Consider the following 15,106-nt stretch of genomic DNA (forward strand, 5'->3'; position numbering starts at 1 on the left):
TCTTCAAGTAGTGCCGTTGTTGTCTGGTTCAGTACCCGCAGTAGTTCTCCGGTATTCCTCCCTTCAGTATCCTGCCGTCTTGACCTTCGCCCTCCTTTCTGGGGCAAGCCCCGTTTTTTGTTTTTTTAGGATATTCAAGACATGGCAACAGGTACCGTGAAGTGGTTCAACGATTCCAAGGGTTTTGGTTTCATCACCCCCGAAAATGGCGGTGACGATCTCTTCGCCCATTTCTCCGCGATCCAGGGTCAGGGCTTCAAGACCCTGGCCGAAGGTCAGCGCGTCACTTTCGACGTCACCACCGGCCCCAAGGGCCAGCAGGCGTCGAACATTCGTCCCGCTGACTGAGCGGCCCGGTCGGCATGGCCGCGCGCCATGCCGGGGAACGGCGTCCGGAGGCACGCCTTCCGCCGTTCCTTCCGGACAAGCCCGGCATCCGCCGGGCTTTTGTTTTTTTCTACCGAGGAGTCCGGCCGATGGCCAAGGAAGAACTGATTGAGATGAATGGCGTGGTCGATGAGGTGCTGCCGGATTCCCGTTTCCGCGTCACGCTCGAAAATGGCCACAGCCTGGTGGCCTACACCGCGGGCAAGATGCGCAAGCACCATATCCGCATCCTCGCCGGCGACAAGGTTTCCCTGGAGGTTTCGCCCTACGACCTGAGCAAGGGGCGCATCACATTCCGTCATATCGAGGGCCGCACACCCGGCGCGCCGACACGGCGTCGGCACTGATCGCAATCCAGCGATATCCGCCATGCCTGGTTATGAAGTGAAGTTCCAGCAGGTGGCGGTGGCCGGCGGGGCTGATTTGGAAATCCGCTCCCTGCTGGATCGTCAGCAATACGCCGACCCCTTCGGTATCGCCGAAGCGGCCGGTATCTCCCCGGCCTGCTGGTCCCTGTTCGGCCAAGTCTGGCCCTCGGCGCAAAAACTTGCCGACCTGATGCAGGTCTGGGAGTTCGGCTCGCACCGGGTGCTGGAAATCGGTTGCGGCCTGGGGTTGCCCAGCCTTGTGATCCATCGCCGCGGCGGGAACATCACCGCCAGCGACTGCCACCCCTTGGCAGAAGCATTCCTGCTGGCCAACCTGGGACTCAATCGACTCTCCGGCCTGCAATACCGGATCGGCAATTGGGGGCGGCAGGCCCCGGCCATGGGGGAGTTCGATCTGATCATCGGCAGCGATGTACTCTACGAACGCAGCCATCCGGAACAACTGGCGGCGTTCCTGCAATTGCATGCGGCCCCCAGCGCCGAAGTGTTGATCGTCGATCCGAACCGCAGCAACCGCCGGGCCTTCCACCGGGCCATGGCGGCGCTGGGTTTTGACCTGACGGAGACCCTGCTGGATGCGCCCCTCGATGACGGCAGCCCCTATCGGGGCCGCCTGCTGCACTATCGGCGCGAAGCCGCCGAGGGTGCGGCTGCGGGGGCAAGGCACCCGACGGTTTAGCCTGCGTCGCCGCCCGTTTCGAACTTCTGCCGCAACAGAAAGCGGGCCGGGTCCACGGTGGCGGCGAGCTGGGCTTCGAGCGGCAGCGGCTCGCCTTCGATCTGGCTGGTCAGCAATTCCCCCATCAGCACCGACCACACCAGGCCGCGCGCGCCGTAGCCGCTGGCGACGTGGAGTCCGGGCCAGCGCTCCACGGCGGAAAGATCCCGGCCCTGGGGGCGGGCCTCCGGCCGATGCAGCAGGCCCAGCATCGGCAGCTTGTCCGGCGATACCGGGCGGAAGCCGACCCGGCCGCCCCAGTCCTCCAGCGGCGCGGCGGGAACGTAGTCGGGCAGCATGCTCGACAGCCGGGTCCGGTTGGCTTCCTGGTCGGCCCGGGTCAGCGCCGCCTCCCCGTTCCGCTGGAAGCTGGCGCCGACGCAGAGCAGGCCGTCCCGCGCCGGCGAGACATAGCCTTCCCGGCAGACCACGGCGCGCAGGGCCTGCGGCGGCGGGGCCGGCAGGTGGCTGACCTGGCCGCGGAAGCGGAACAGGGGCAGATGGGCGCTCTGCGGCAGGCGCAGCAGGTCGTGGGCGCTGGCCAGTACCAGGTGGGGGGCGCTGGACAGGGTGCGGCCGGTGGCGTCCAGCACGCGCCAGCCGCCATCGGCCAGCGCTTCGATGGCCGCCACCGCCGTGCCGAAATGGCGCCGCAGCCGCGGGCCGGCCAGTTCCAGGGCCGCCCGGCACAGGCTGGGCGGATTCCACCAGGCGCCGCCGCCGAACCACCAGCCGCCGTCGCTGACCCGCATTCCGGCCAGCAGCGACGCCTCGTCCTGTTCGACGAAGCGCACGTAGCTCGCGGGAAAGCCGCAACGCTCCAGGATTTCCTGCTGCTTGCGGCGATGGGCCGCGTCGCGGGCGATTTGCAGCACGCCGCACGCCTCGCCCTCGATGGCCGCGCCGGCCGCTTGCCACTGGGCCACCTGCCTCAGGGCGTGGAGGTAGCAGGCGCGGTTGAGACGCGAGGCGCGGTTGTCGTCGAGGGACAGCATCGGCAGCATCACCGCCGTGCGGTTGCCGGAGGTTTCCTCGGCCGGCGCGCCGTGGCGCTCGAACAGATCCACCGTCCAGCCGCGCCGCGTCAGCGCCTCGGCGCAAAGACTGCCGGCAAGCCCGGCGCCGACCACGATGGCCTGCCGTTGCGGCGCCCGCTGTGCCGCAACGGGCGCCGCCAGCGTCTCCTCGGCATCATTGCAACCGTAGCGGCCCACCAGCATTTCCCGCTTGTGCGCGAAGCCGGGACGCTTCTCCAGGGCGAAGCCGGCCTGGTTCAATGCCTGGCGCACCGCGCCGGCCACCGCCCAGGTGGCGAGCGTCGTGCCGGGGCGGCAGAGCAGGCCGATTTCCGCCAGCAGCCGGGGCGACCAGAGAGCGGCGTTCTTGGCCGGCGCAAAGCCGTCCAGATACAGGGCGTCGGGCTCGGCGACGAACTGGGGGATGGCTTCCAGGGCGTCGCCCAGGGCCAGGGTCAGCACCACCCGGCCGCCCTCGAATTCGAGGCGGTGGAAGCCCGCCGTGAGTTCCGGCCACTGGTCGCGCAACTGCGCCGCCAGCGGCGCCAGTTCGGGATAGTTGCGGTGCAGCCGCGCCAGATCCTCGCGCCGGAAGGGGTGCTTTTCCACGGAGAGGAAGTGCAGCCGCCCGCAGCGCCGGCCGTCCGCCTTCCAGGCCGCCCAGGTGGCGAGGAAGTTCAGCCCCTGGCCGAAGCCCGTTTCCAGGATGACGAAACGTTCCCGCTCCTGCCAGCGCCGCGGCAGGTCGTTGCCGGCGAGGAACACGTGGCGCGCCTGTTCCAGCCCGCCGGCGCTGGCGTGGTAGATGTCGTCGTAGCCGGGCGAATAGGGGACGCCCTGCTCGGTGAAGGTGAGGGTCGCGGGCTCGATGGGAGGCATGGGAGCGGCATTTGGGCGCGGGGGCGGGAGGGTGGGGCCGCGCATTCTACGGCGGCCGGCATTTTCTCGATGACACCCTGTCGGTGGATTGGTTACTCAGACGCTACAATCTGAAAGCTATTTTTAGGGCAAAAAATCGCGACCCAGATGGGGTCTGGGTCGCTATCATGGTGCTCTGATGAGGTTGCTTTTATTGTTGCCTCCAGGGAATCAATCCGCCTCGTGGCAAAAGTGCGCAGCCAACGCCGCCGACCCGCTCAGGCGGCGGCTCGACTCCGGTTCAGGGCCGGGTCGTTGGGCGGGGTCATCACGCACCAGGTGCCGGCCGGGTGGTAGATGTAGGGCACGCAGCGGTTGCAGTTGGTGCAGCCGGACTGGGTCAGTTCCCCGCTCTTGAACTTGTTGACCAGGCCGGTGTCGTGGATCAGGGCGCGGGCCATCACCACCGCCTCGAAGCCGTCCCGCATCGCGGTCTCGGCGTTGGCCAGGGACTTGGCGCCGCCCAGGTAGCCCAGCGGCACCTTCACCGCGGCGCGGATCTGGCGCGAGTAGTCGAGGAAATACATTTCCTTGAAGGTGACCTTGGGGGCGCCGAACTGGGCGAGTTTGAAGGCCATGCTGGCCTTCTTGCCCAGCACCTTCTCCATTTCCTCGACGTTGAGGTTGCTGCCGAACATGAAGGCGCCGGACTCCACGTTGCGCCCGCCGGAGAGCACCAGCATGTCGGCGCCGGCCCGCTCCAGCACGCGGGCGGTGACGATGGCGTCCTCCACCGTGGCGCCGCCCTTCACGCCGTCGGAGACGTTGATCTTGGCCAGCACCGCCATGTCCTTGCCGACCGCGGCCTTGACGCCGGCCAGCACCGCCGCCGGAAAGCGGGCGCGGTTCTCGGCGCTGCCGCCGTACTGGTCGCGGCGCTTGTTGTTGAAGGGGGATAGGAACTGGTTCAACAGGTAGCCGTGGCCCATGTGCAGTTCCACGGCGTCCAGCCCGGCCTCGCGGCAGATTCGGGCGGCGGTGGCGAATTCCTCGATCACCTGGGCCATGTCGTCCTCGTCCATGGCGCGGCTCCACCAGTTGCCGGAGAGCACGCCCGCCTTGTTGAAGCCGCTGCACGCGCTCATCAGCCGGCCCTTGACCTTGATGCCGGTGACGAACAGGCCGCCGTGGGTGAGCTGATAGGACATCCTGCCGCCCTCGGCATGGACGGCGTCGGCCAGCGCCTTCAGGTCGGGGATGATCTCGGGCCGGATCCACACCTGGTTGGGCAGGGTGCGTCCGATCTCGGAGACCGCGCCGTAGGCGGCGGTGGTCATGCCCACGCCGCCGGCCGCCAGGTCCCGGTGATGCTTGACCAGGGCCTTGCTGGGGGCGCCGTCGACCACCATGCCCTCGTTGGCGCCGGACTTGATGAAGCGGTTGCGCAGGGTGATCGGCCCCAGTTGCAGGGGATCGAAGGGGGAAGGCGGTGTGTTCATGGCGGTCTCCTCAGGATGATGTTTTGATTGTCGTGGCGGTAATTTTACTACGGCGCTTTCCGTCGCCTTTGACGGACGGAGTGTGCCATTTTCAGCGTTCTGCCGCAGAATGGCGGGCCAACAATCATTTGCAAGGGAATCCCATGAATCGTCGACAACTACTCCAGGGCGGCGGCACCCTGACGCTCGCCGCCGTCGCGGGTCTTGCCACGGCGGCTACTCAGGCCTCGGCCCCGGAAATGCACGACCATCACCATGACCACCATCACCATGGCGCCGGTGCGGACTACCGTGCGCTGGCCCACTCCGCCACCCATTGCGTGATGCTGGGCGAAGCCTGCATCGATCATTGCCTGGACCTGCTGGCCCAGGGCGACAAGAGCCTGGCGGCCTGCGCCAAATCGGTGGAGCAATTGCTGGCGATCTGCAACGCCCTGCGGCAGATGGCCACCTACAAATCGGCCCACGTGCCGCGCCTGGCCAAACTGGCGATGGACGTCTGCAAGGAATGCGAGACCGAGTGCAACAAGCACAAGGAACACCAGGCCTGCCGCGACTGCGCCCAAGCCTGCGCCGAGTGCCACCAGGAGTGCGCCAAGGTCGCTGCTTGAAGGCAGGGAAACGCGGATTAAATCCCTATCCGTTCGGGCTGAGCCTGTCGAAACCCAGTGTTGGCGCGGCTTGCACTTCGACAAGCTCAGTGCGAACGGACTTGTTCCACGTTTCCTTAACGTAAAAATAGAGCTTTTCCGCCGGGCCGCCCCAAGGAAAAGCGGCACGCGGCGCCAGGCGCAACCTATCGGTGCCGCCACAGCGTTCCCCCAAACACCCGAGCGCAGCGAGCCAATGAGAACCCCCCGGAGGGGGGCGAAGGGGGGCGAGCCTGTCTACCGTGCGAGGAAAGCCTCCACCGCCTGGCGGAAGTCGTCCTTGGCGGCGCAGCGCAGGAAGGCCGCCTTTTCCAGGTTCAACTGGCGGTGCAGGGCTTCCTCGTCGCTGAACAGGCCCTTGATCTCGCGGATCGCCTGGGGCGGCAGCGCGGCGACTTTCTTCGCCAGGGTCTCGGCTGCCGCGGCCACCTGATCGTCGGCCACCACCTGGGTGACCAGGCCCAGGCTCAGGGCCTGGGGCGCGCCCAGGGCGGCGTTGGTGAGCATCAGTTCCTGCGCCCGCAGCGGGCCGATGCGGCGCTGCAGGGCGTAGCTGAGGCCGCCGTCGCAGGAAACCGCCAGCTTCGGGTAGGCGACCACGAACTTGGCCGATTCGCCGGCCACCACCAGGTCGCCGGCCAGCGCCAGGGACAGGCCGCCGCCGGCGGCGGCGCCCTGCACGGCGCAGATCAGCGGCACCGGCAGGCCGCGCAGGGCCTGGATCGCGCCGTGGAAGCTATCGATCAGCCGATCCAGGAAAGGCACGATGTCGGCCATGTTCTCCTGCATCGAGCGGATGTTGCCGCCGCCCGAGAAGGCCGGGCCGTTGGCCTTGAGCACGACCACGCGCGTCTGCGCGGGCAGCTTGCGGCAGGCGTCGCGCAGGGCTTCGGTGATGTCGAAGTCCACCACGTTCATGGCTTTCGGCTTGTTGAGGGTGAAGGTGGCGATCCCGTCTTCGTGCGCGACGGTCAGAACGGCTTCGGTTTGCATGAAATCTCCCGGAAATTGGGCGGACGGCCCGGGTCAGCGGTGGGCGCGGCGAGCCGCGTAAAATCGGCCCGATTCTAGCAACGAGCCTTGACCATGGTTTATCCGACGCAGGCGATCATCAACGAAGTGGGCCCGCGTGACGGCCTGCAGAACGAAAAGACACCGATTCCGGCCGCGCTCAAGATCGAGCTGATCGAGCGTCTGGCGGCGGCGGGGCTGACCTCGATCGAGGCCACTTCCTTCGTTTCTCCCAGGTGGGTGCCGCAACTGGCCGACGGCGCCGAGGTGCTGGCCGGCGTGCCGCGCCGGCCGGGGCTGCGCTACACGGCCCTGGTGCCCAACCTGAAGGGCTTCGAGGCCGCACGGGCCGCCGGCGCCGACGAGGTGGCGGTGTTCGTCGCGGCCTCGGAGAGTTTCTCGCGCAAGAACACCAACTGCTCCATCGCCGAGGCGCTGGAGCGCTGCGCGCCGGTGCTGGCCGCGGCCGCGGAGGCGGGGATGCCGGTGCGGGGCTACATTTCCTGCATCGCCGGCTGCCCGTTCGAGGGCGAGGTGAGTCCGGCGCGGGTCGGCCGGCTGGCGGGGGAACTCCATGCGATGGGCTGCCACCAGATCAGTCTGGGCGACACCATCGGCGTCGGTACGCCGCGCCAGATCCGCGCCGCGATCAAGGCCGCCGCCGTCCATGTGCCCGTGGAGCGCTTGATCGGCCATTATCACGACACCTACGGCATGGCGCTGGCCAACGTCCATGCCTCCCTGGAGATGGGCGTGTTCCGTTTCGACAGTTCGGTGGCGGGCCTGGGCGGCTGCCCCTACGCGCCGGGGGCGACGGGGAACGTGGCCACCGAGGATCTGGCCTATCTGATGCGCGGGCTGGGCATCGAGACCGGCATAAACATGAACAAACTGGTCGCGGTGGCCCGCTGGATTTCGGCTAAGATCGATCGACCCGCCCAATCCGCCCTGGCCCTGGCCTGGCGGGAACAAGGGTAGATCGATCAAGAATCCATTCGATATCAATTTCAAGAGGAGAACGCAGTGTCCAGTTCATTGTTCGAAGGCAAGGCCGCGCTGGTGACCGGCGCGGGCGGCGGCATCGGCCGGGCGGCGGCGATCGCTTTCGCCCAGGAGGGGGCATCGGTGATGGTGGCCGACGTGAACGCCGCCGGCTGCGAGGAAACCGTGAGCCTGATCCGTGCCGCCGGCGGCACGGCGGAGTTCATGTTGTGCAACGTCACCCAGGAGAACGAGGTGGCGGCTCTGGTGGCGGGTACCGTGGCCAAGTTCGGCCGCCTCGACAGCGCCTTCAACAACGCCGGGATCAGCACCTCCAAGCCCGAGATCAATATGGACGACTTCCGCCGCGTCATCGACATCAACCTGATGGGCGTGGCCTACGGCCTCAAGTACCAGATCGAGCACATGCTGGCCCACGGCGGCGGCACCATCGTCAATACCGCCTCCATCGCCGGCCTGTCCGGCGCCGGTACCCTCGAATACTGCGCCAGCAAGCATGCGGTGATCGGCATGACCCGTTCCGGCGCGCTGCGCTATGCCAGGCAGGGCGTGCGCATCAACGCGGTCTGCCCCGGGGTGATCGAGACGCCGATGACCATGCCCCTGACCAAGGACCCCGCGATGAAGGCCCATCTGGATGCCATGTGTCCGATCGGCCGCATGGGCCAGGCCTCCGAAATCGCCGATGCGGTGATCTGGCTGTGCTCGCCCAAGTCCAGCTTCGTCACCGGCCAGGCCCTGGCGGTGGACGGCGGCTTCATGTGCCGCTGAGGAGGTCGCTGGCCGGATGAAAAACGGGAGCCGCGGCTCCCGTTTTTTTCAGCCCGAAACAGCAACTTTTCCAACAGCAGCTTTCCCGCCGGGCCGCCCCAAGGAAAAGCGGCACGCGCCGCCAGGCGCAAACGGCATCATGCCGCCACGGAGTTCTCCGTAACTTCGAGCGCAGCGAGCCGACTCGAACCCCCCGGAGGGGGGGCAAAGGGGGGCGAGTGTTATTCCTTCACCGGCCGCTTCGACAGCTTGCGCTGCAGGGTGCGGCGGTGCATTTTCAGCGCCCGCGCGGTGGCCGAGATGTTGCCTTCGTGTTCCGCCAATACCCGCTGGATGTGCTCCCATTCCAGCCGCGCCACCGAGAGCGGCTCGGCGCTGGGGTTGAGATCGGGATTGGGCGCGGAGCCGTGGAGGGCGGCGACGATCGCTTCCGCCTCCGCCGGTTTGGTCAGGTAATTGTCGGCGCCCAGCTTGATGGCCTCGACCGCCGTGGCGATGCTGGCGTAGCCGGTCAGCACCACGATGCGCAAGTCGGGCAGGGCGGTCTTGAGCTGGGGGACCAGGGCCAGGCCGGAATCGGCGCCGATCACCAGGTCCACCACCGCATAGTCGATGCCGGGCCGGGCCGGGCCCACCAAGCCCAGGGCCGTCGCCGCGTCATTGGCGACGACGACTTCGAAGCCGCGTCGTTCCAGGGCGCGGGCCGCGATGCGGGTGAAGGTCGGGTCGTCGTCGACCAGCAGGAGTCTCGGATTCATGGCGGCGTCAGCAGGGTGGACAAGGGCAGGCGCAGACAGGCCTCCGCGCCCGGATTCAGGTTGCGCAATTCCAGCCGGCCCCCCAGCCGTTCGGCGGTGGCACGGGTGAGGAACAGGCCCAGCCCCATGCCATGGGTCTTGCCGCTGTATGGCGTGCGTCCGGCATGGCGCAGGGCCTCGGCGCTGAAGCCGGGGCCGCCGTCCTGGATCCGGAAGATCAGCTCGTCGCCGCGCAGCTCCAGTCGCAGCCGCACCTGGTCGGCACTGGCGTCGGTGGCGTTGTTGAGCAGGTCGTTGAGGGCCTGGCTGAGCGTGGGTTCGGGCAGGGCGCGGCGGCACGCCAGTTCGGGCGGGATGTCCAGGACCGGCAGGGTCTCCGGCCGGCGATGGCGGAAATGACGCAGCAATCGCGTCATCCAGGCTTCCAGGGTTTCCGGACGGTTGCGGGCGCTGGAAACATTGGCCTCCTCCAGGAGGCCGCTGACGATGTCGCGGCAGCGCTCCACCTGCAGCCGCAAATCCTGGGCATCCTCTCCCAGGGTGCCGGCCGCCGGGGCGTTGGCGGCGATCTCCTCGGCCAGCAGGGTCATGGTGTTGAGCGGCGTGCCCAGGGCATGGGCGGCGCCGGCGGCCAGGCTGCCCAGGGCCACGATGCGCTCGTCCACCAGCGCCCGTTCCCGCGCCGCCGCCAGGCGCCGGTCGCGCTCGCGCAGGGCGGCGCCCATGCGGCCGACGATGCCGACGATCAGCAACGCCGAGAGCACGAAGGTCAGGCCCATGCCCAGCAGGTGCAGTTCCGCCACCCGGTTCGCGTCCTCCACGGTGATGGGCATCGCCACCAGCCACAGCAGGCCGTAGGCAATGCTGGAAAGGCCGGCCATGGCCCAGGCGAAGGTGGGCGGCAGGAGGGCGGCGGCGGCGGCCACCGGCAGCAGATAGAGGGCGGTCAGCGGGTTGGCGACACCGCCGCTGAAGGCCAGCCAGGCCGTCAGCAGGAGGCCGTCGATGCTCAGGTGAATGCAGGCTTCGCGCTCGCCGACGGCATGGCGCCGCTGCCGCAGCCAGACGCCCAGGGCGAACAGCGCCCACAGGCCGCACAGGCCGAACAGCACCGGCAGCGAGGGCAGGATGCCCAGCACGGGCACCGCCAGGCCGGTGAAGGTCAGTGCCGCGGCGAGGGCGGCGACCCGCAGCAGGGTCAGGCGGCGCAGGTTGTCGGAGGAAAGCGGTGCGGCCATCGTGGTCGAGGAAAATCGGTTGATCGATTCTAGCCGAGCGGCATGGGCAAATCTGCGACAATCTGCCGCAACGGCCGCTGGCGCCGGGCCTCGTAGACTTTCTTCATTTTCCTCATTCATTCCCGCCTCTGGAGATCGAGATGAAACGCATGACATTTTTTCTGCTGACCGCCGCTTGTTCGTTTGCCGCATCCGCTGCATGGGCCGCCGACGTCGAGGTGAAGGAGGCCTGGGCGCGGCCCACGGTCCAGGGCCAGCAGGCGACCGGCGCCTTCATGACCCTGGTGAGCAAGGGGGGAGCGGCGCTGGTCGGCGTGGCCAGCCCGGTGGCCGGCATTGCCGAGATCCATGAGATGCGCCTGGAGGGCGGGGTGATGAAAATGCGTCCGCTGCCCCGCCTGGAACTGGAAGCCGGCAAGCCCCGGGTGCTCGGTCCGGGCAGCTATCACGTGATGCTGATGGATCTGAAGCGGCCGCTGGTCAAGGGCGAGACGGTGCCCATGACCCTGAAGCTGGAAGCCGGCGGCAAGCCGGAGACGCTGGAGATCAAGGCCGAGGTGCGCGATCCGGCCATGCCGGCGGCGGGGCACCACCACCACTGAATCGGCGCCCCAACCCGCGGGGCGGGTTGGGGCAGGCCGCCTTATCGAGGCAGCATCGACTCCTGGGCGAAGAGCTGGGCGACGTCCTCGCGCTGACGGATCAGATGCATCCGCTCTCCATCCACCATGACTTCGGCGGCGCGCGGCCGGCTGTTGTAGTTGGAACTCATGGCCATGCCGTAGGCGCCGGCGGACAGCACCGCCAGCAGATCGCCTTCGGCCAGGGCCAGCGCGCGCTCGTGGCCGAGGAAGTCGCCGGACTCGCAGACCGGGCCGACGATCTCGTAGGGCCGGGGGGCGCCGTCGCGGGGCATGACCGGCCGGATGTCGTGCCAGGCGTCGTAGAGGGCCGGGCGCATCAGATCGTTCATCGCCGCGTCGACCACGGCGAAGCTCTTCTCGCTGCCGGGTTTGAGGATTTCCACCCGGGTCAGCAGCAGACCGGCGTTGCCGACCAGGGAGCGGCCCGGTTCCAGCAGCAGCTTTTCCTTGCGGCCGGCCAGCGCCTGTAGCGTGGGCGCGAGGTATTCGGCGGCGGAGAGCGCGGCTTCATCCTGATAGCGGATGCCCTTGCCGCCGCCCAGGTCGATGTGTTCGATGGCGATGCCGGCGGCGGCCAGGGTATCCACCAGGCCGAGGATCTTCTCGGCGGCTTCGGCGGCCGGCGCCGGGTCCAGCAACTGGGAGCCGATGTGGCAGTCGATGCCGCGCACCCGCAGGTGGGGCAGGCTGGCCGCCCGGCGGTAGAGCGCCAGGGCGTCCTCGAAGGCGACCCCGAACTTGGCGGTCTTGAGACCGGTGGAAATGTAGGGGTGGGTCTTGGGATCGACGTTCGGGTTGACCCGCAACGACACCGGGGCGACCTTGTCCAGGTCGGCGGCCACCGCATTCAGGTGGTCGAGCTCCGAGGCGGATTCGACGTTGAAGCAGTGGATGCCGGCTTCCAGGGCGGCGCGCATTTCGTCGCGGCGCTTGCCGACGCCGGAGAAGACGACCTTGGCCGGATCGCCGCCGGCGGCGATCACCCGCTGCAGTTCCCCGCCGGAGACGATGTCGAAGCCGGCGCCGAGGCGGGCGAAGAGATTGAGGATCGCGAGATTGGCGTTGGCCTTGACCGCGTAGCAGATCAGGGCGTCGCGCCCCGCCAGGGCCTGGCGGTAATCTTCATAGGCGGCGGTGAGCGCGGCACGGGAATAGACGTAGCAGGGCGTGCCGAAACGGGCGGCGATTTCCCGCAACGGGACGCCTTCCAGGCGCAGTTCGCCCTGGATCAACTGGGGACCGGTGGTCATCGGACGCTTTCTTGGGCGGGGCCAGGAGCGATGTTATGATCCGGCGCCGGTTGCGAGGGTTTGGCCGCGGCGGCGGGTGTGGCGGAGGCGGCGGGCTTGGGCAGATAGAGCTGGCCCTTGGTGCCGCAGGCCGCAAGGATCAGAAGCGGGGCCAGCAGCGCCACCAGGCAGATCAGGAACCGGTGCATGATGGAATCGAATCGATTAACCCAGAAAAGGCGTCGGATCATATCACGCGATGAATGAGAGCGAATTCAACACACTAGCCGATCAAACGTTGGCCGCCATCGAACAGGCCCTGGATGGTTGCGGGGCCGATCTCGACTATGAACTCAAGGCCGGGGGCGTGCTGGAGATCGTCTGCGCCGACGGCAGCAAGGTGATCGTCAATCGTCACGGCGCGGCGCGGGAAATCTGGGTGGCGGCCAAGTCCGGCGGTTTCCATTTCGCGCCCGTCGCCGGGCGCTGGGTGAGCGCCCGCGACGGCAGCGAACTGGTGGCGACGCTCTGTCGCTGCCTGTCCGAGCAGAGCGGCGAGACGGTCGCCTTGGCGATTTCCTAGTTTTTCCTCTCGGCCGCCGGCCTTTCGATCAGCCGCGGCTTCACTTCCTGAACCGGCGCCGGCGCCTGCTGGGGGACGACGGACGGTTTTTCCTCGGTGGGCGCTGTTTCGGCCACGCGTTTTTCCTTGTAGGCCAGTTCACTTCCGACGATATTGCCGCTGGCGTCGGTGGTCGCGATGGTGGTGAGGCCCTCCGGCGCTTCCATGTAGCTCTCGGGTGCGTTCTGCAGGGCCTTGGCCATGTAGCCGATCCACATCGGCAGCGCGGCGCTGCCGCCGGTCTCGCCGCTGCCCATGCGCCGCGGCTGGTCGAAACCGATCCAGGCGATGCCCACCACGGTGGGGTGATAGCCGCAGAACCAGGCGTCCACGTAGTCGTTGGTGGTGCCGGTCTTGCCGGCGATGTCGCGCCGCTTCAACTGGACCGCGGCGCGGGCGGCGGTGCCGCGCAGGGTGACCTCGTGCATCATGCTGTCCATGATGTAGGCGTTGCGGGGATCGATGGCCCGCAACTCCTCGTTGCCCGCCACCGAGGGCTCGAACTGGGCCAGGACCTTGTCCTTGCCGTCGAGGATCTGCTTCACCACGAAGGGCTGGACACGGTAGCCGCCGTTGGCGAAAACCGAGTAGGCGGCCAGTTGCTGCCACGGCGTCACCGAACCCGCGCCCAGCGCCATGGTGAGGTAGGGGGGGTGCTTGTCGGCGTCGAAACCGAAACGGGTGGCGTATTCCTGCGCGTAGTGGGCGCCGATGGATCGCAGCAGCCGGATCGACACCATGTTCTTGGATTTGGTCAGGGCGGTGCGCAAGGTCATCGGCCCTTCGTACTTGCCGTCGTAGTTCTTCGGTTCCCAGGCCTGGCTGCCGGTTTCCGACGCCGGGATGACGATGGGCTCATCCGCGATCACCGAGGCCGGGGTATAGCCTTTTTCAAGCGCCGCCGAGTAGATGAAGGGCTTGAAACTGGAACCGGGCTGGCGCCAGGCCTGGGTGACGTGGTTGAACTTGTTGCGGTTGAAATCGAAGCCGCCCACCAGGGCGCGGACGGCGCCGTCGATGGGGCTGGCGGCGACGAAGGCGGCCTCGACGTCGGGCAGCTGGGTGATCTGCCACTGGTTCTTGTCATCCTTGGTCACCCGGATCACCGCGCCCCGGCGCAGGCGCTTGTTGGCCGGCGCCTTGTCTTCCAGCATCCGGGCGGCGAATTTGAGGGCGTCGCCGGCGAGGGTGGCGATCTCGCCGCCCCGCACATAGGCCCGGACTTTGGCCGGCGTGGCTTCCAATATGATCGCCGCCTGCAGATGGTCGGAGTCGTCGATGTCCGAGAGCAGGTCTTCCAGTTCCTCGTCCTGGTCGGATTTGACCTGGCGCATGTCGGCATAGGATTCGGCGCCGCGATAGCCATGGCGGCGGTCGTACTCCATGACGGTCTTGCGCAGGGAGAGATAGGCGGCTTCCTGCTCGTCCCGGACCACGGTGGTGACGATCTTGAACCCGCGGGAGTACACGTCGTCGCGATAGCGGTCAAAGGCGATCTGCCGCGCCATTTCGGCCACGTAGGCGGCATGCGTGCCGAAGTCGTTGACGTCGCGCTTGACGTGCAGGGTTTCGTCCTCGGCTTGCTTGAAGCCGGCATTGTCGATGAACTTCAATTCGTGCATGCGGCGCAGCACGTAGAGTTGGCGCAGCCGGGCGCGCTTGGGATTGGCGACCGGGTTGTAGGCGGACGGCGCCTTGGGCAGACCCGCCAGCATGGCGGCCTCGGCGGTGCTGATGTCCTTCAGGGACTTGCCGAAGTAGATCTGGGCGGCGGCGGCGAAGCCATAGGCGCGCTGGCCCAGATAGATCTGGTTGACGTAGAGCTGGAAGATCTCGTCCTTCGTCAGGCTGTGCTCGATCTTGAATGCCAGCAGGGCTTCATAGATCTTCCGGGTCAGGGTCTTCTCGCTGGACAGGAAGAAGTTCCGCGCCACCTGCATGGTGATGGTGGATGCCCCCTGGCGCTTGCCGCCGCTGGCGAAGTTCGAGTAGGCCGCCCGGATCACGCCCAGGGTGTCGATGCCCGGATGCTGGTAGAAGCGTTCGTCCTCCGCCGCCAGAATGGCCTGTTTCATCACCGCCGGCACGTCCTGGATACGCACCACGTTGCGGCGCTCCTCGCCGAATTCCCCGATCAGGTAGCCGTCGGCGGAGTAGATGCGCAGCGGAATCTTGGGCTGGTAGTCGGTCAGGACGTCCAGCGAGGGCAACTGGGGCAGGGCCAGGACGGCGACGATCCCAATCAGGGCCGCCACGATGATCATCAGGCCGAACAAGGCCAGCAGTGGGTAGAGCAGCCAGCGGAGAGCGGGGG

At 67.5% G+C, this 15,106-nt stretch carries 16 protein-coding genes; 8 read left to right on the plus strand and 8 right to left on the minus strand.

Annotated elements, in window-relative coordinates; all coding sequences use genetic code 11:
- Positions 1-141 precede the first annotated feature (141 nt).
- The 3 genes from B9N43_RS00660 to B9N43_RS00670 all read left to right on the plus strand — a co-directional run bounded on the left by B9N43_RS00660 (position 142) and on the right by B9N43_RS00670 (position 1,455).
- A complete protein-coding gene (locus B9N43_RS00660) occupies positions 142-348 on the plus strand; it encodes a cold-shock protein (protein WP_145840423.1) in 207 nt (68 codons plus the stop codon).
- Positions 349-476: 128 nt separating this feature from the next.
- On the plus strand, positions 477-734 hold the full coding sequence (infA, locus tag B9N43_RS00665; RefSeq protein WP_145840424.1) for a translation initiation factor IF-1: 258 nt from the start codon (positions 477-479) through the stop codon (positions 732-734).
- A gap of 22 nt (positions 735-756) precedes the next feature.
- Complete coding sequence (locus B9N43_RS00670) at positions 757-1,455, plus strand: class I SAM-dependent methyltransferase (protein WP_145840425.1); 699 nt, start codon at positions 757-759, stop codon at positions 1,453-1,455.
- On the opposite strand, the gene mnmC is transcribed toward B9N43_RS00670, so the two are convergent.
- A complete protein-coding gene (mnmC, locus tag B9N43_RS00675) occupies positions 1,452-3,389 on the minus strand; it encodes a bifunctional tRNA (5-methylaminomethyl-2-thiouridine)(34)-methyltransferase MnmD/FAD-dependent 5-carboxymethylaminomethyl-2-thiouridine(34) oxidoreductase MnmC (protein WP_145840426.1) in 1,938 nt (645 codons plus the stop codon). The two genes, B9N43_RS00670 and mnmC, sit on opposite strands and share 4 nt — an antisense overlap.
- 257 nt (positions 3,390-3,646) lie before the next feature.
- Entirely contained in the window at positions 3,647-4,867 is a 1,221-nt protein-coding gene (locus tag B9N43_RS00680; protein WP_145840427.1) for an NADH:flavin oxidoreductase, read from the minus strand.
- Between the two features lie 143 nt (positions 4,868-5,010).
- Between B9N43_RS00680 and B9N43_RS00685 the strand changes: the two genes are divergently transcribed.
- Entirely contained in the window at positions 5,011-5,478 is a 468-nt protein-coding gene (locus B9N43_RS00685; protein ID WP_145840428.1) for a four-helix bundle copper-binding protein, read from the plus strand.
- 276 nt (positions 5,479-5,754) lie between these two features.
- Here the strand turns inward: B9N43_RS00685 and B9N43_RS00690 are convergent, their stop codons facing one another.
- On the minus strand, positions 5,755-6,510 hold the full coding sequence (locus tag B9N43_RS00690; protein ID WP_145840429.1) for an enoyl-CoA hydratase/isomerase family protein: 756 nt from the start codon (positions 6,508-6,510) through the stop codon (positions 5,755-5,757).
- A 93-nt stretch (positions 6,511-6,603) separates the two neighbouring features.
- On the opposite strand from B9N43_RS00690, the gene B9N43_RS00695 reads away from it, so the two are divergent.
- The gene (locus B9N43_RS00695) at positions 6,604-7,506 is read left to right on the plus strand and encodes a hydroxymethylglutaryl-CoA lyase (RefSeq protein WP_145840430.1); all 903 of its coding nucleotides are present in this window, start codon (positions 6,604-6,606) and stop codon (positions 7,504-7,506) included.
- 45 nt (positions 7,507-7,551) lie between these two features.
- Positions 7,552-8,301: a glucose 1-dehydrogenase gene (locus B9N43_RS00700; RefSeq protein ID WP_145840431.1), complete on the plus strand. Its 750-nt coding sequence runs from the start codon at positions 7,552-7,554 to the stop codon at positions 8,299-8,301.
- A gap of 221 nt (positions 8,302-8,522) precedes the next feature.
- Here B9N43_RS00700 and B9N43_RS00705 read toward each other — a convergent pair whose 3' ends face one another.
- Together B9N43_RS00705 and B9N43_RS00710 are read right to left on the minus strand one after the other, a co-directional pair.
- Positions 8,523-9,059: a response regulator transcription factor gene (locus B9N43_RS00705; protein WP_145840432.1), complete on the minus strand. Its 537-nt coding sequence runs from the start codon at positions 9,057-9,059 to the stop codon at positions 8,523-8,525.
- Complete coding sequence (locus B9N43_RS00710) at positions 9,056-10,297, minus strand: sensor histidine kinase (protein WP_145840433.1); 1,242 nt, start codon at positions 10,295-10,297, stop codon at positions 9,056-9,058. Before B9N43_RS00710 ends, B9N43_RS00705 begins: the two co-directional genes overlap by 4 nt.
- 140 nt (positions 10,298-10,437) lie before the next feature.
- On the opposite strand from B9N43_RS00710, the gene B9N43_RS00715 reads away from it, so the two are divergent.
- The gene (locus B9N43_RS00715) at positions 10,438-10,899 is read left to right on the plus strand and encodes a copper chaperone PCu(A)C (protein WP_145840434.1); all 462 of its coding nucleotides are present in this window, start codon (positions 10,438-10,440) and stop codon (positions 10,897-10,899) included.
- Positions 10,900-10,940: 41 nt separating this feature from the next.
- Here B9N43_RS00715 and lysA read toward each other — a convergent pair whose 3' ends face one another.
- Together lysA and lptM are read right to left on the minus strand one after the other, a co-directional pair.
- Complete coding sequence (lysA, locus tag B9N43_RS00720; protein WP_145840435.1) at positions 10,941-12,191, minus strand: diaminopimelate decarboxylase; 1,251 nt, start codon at positions 12,189-12,191, stop codon at positions 10,941-10,943.
- Positions 12,188-12,379 (minus strand): LPS translocon maturation chaperone LptM, encoded by a 192-nt coding sequence (gene lptM / locus B9N43_RS00725; protein WP_145840436.1) that lies wholly within the window; start codon positions 12,377-12,379, stop codon positions 12,188-12,190. Before lptM ends, lysA begins: the two co-directional genes overlap by 4 nt.
- Before the next feature lie 50 nt (positions 12,380-12,429).
- Between lptM and cyaY the strand changes: the two genes are divergently transcribed.
- Positions 12,430-12,753 carry an iron donor protein CyaY gene (gene cyaY / locus B9N43_RS00730; protein WP_145840437.1) on the plus strand — a complete coding sequence of 108 codons (324 nt, stop codon included), beginning with the start codon at positions 12,430-12,432 and terminating at the stop codon, positions 12,751-12,753.
- Here the strand turns inward: cyaY and B9N43_RS00735 are convergent.
- A complete protein-coding gene (locus B9N43_RS00735) occupies positions 12,750-15,056 on the minus strand; it encodes a penicillin-binding protein 1A (protein ID WP_145843383.1) in 2,307 nt (768 codons plus the stop codon). The two genes, cyaY and B9N43_RS00735, sit on opposite strands and share 4 nt — an antisense overlap.
- Positions 15,057-15,106: the final 50 nt, after the last annotated feature.

Source organism: Denitratisoma sp. DHT3, assembly GCF_007833355.1.
GTDB lineage: Bacteria > Pseudomonadota > Gammaproteobacteria > Burkholderiales > Rhodocyclaceae > Denitratisoma.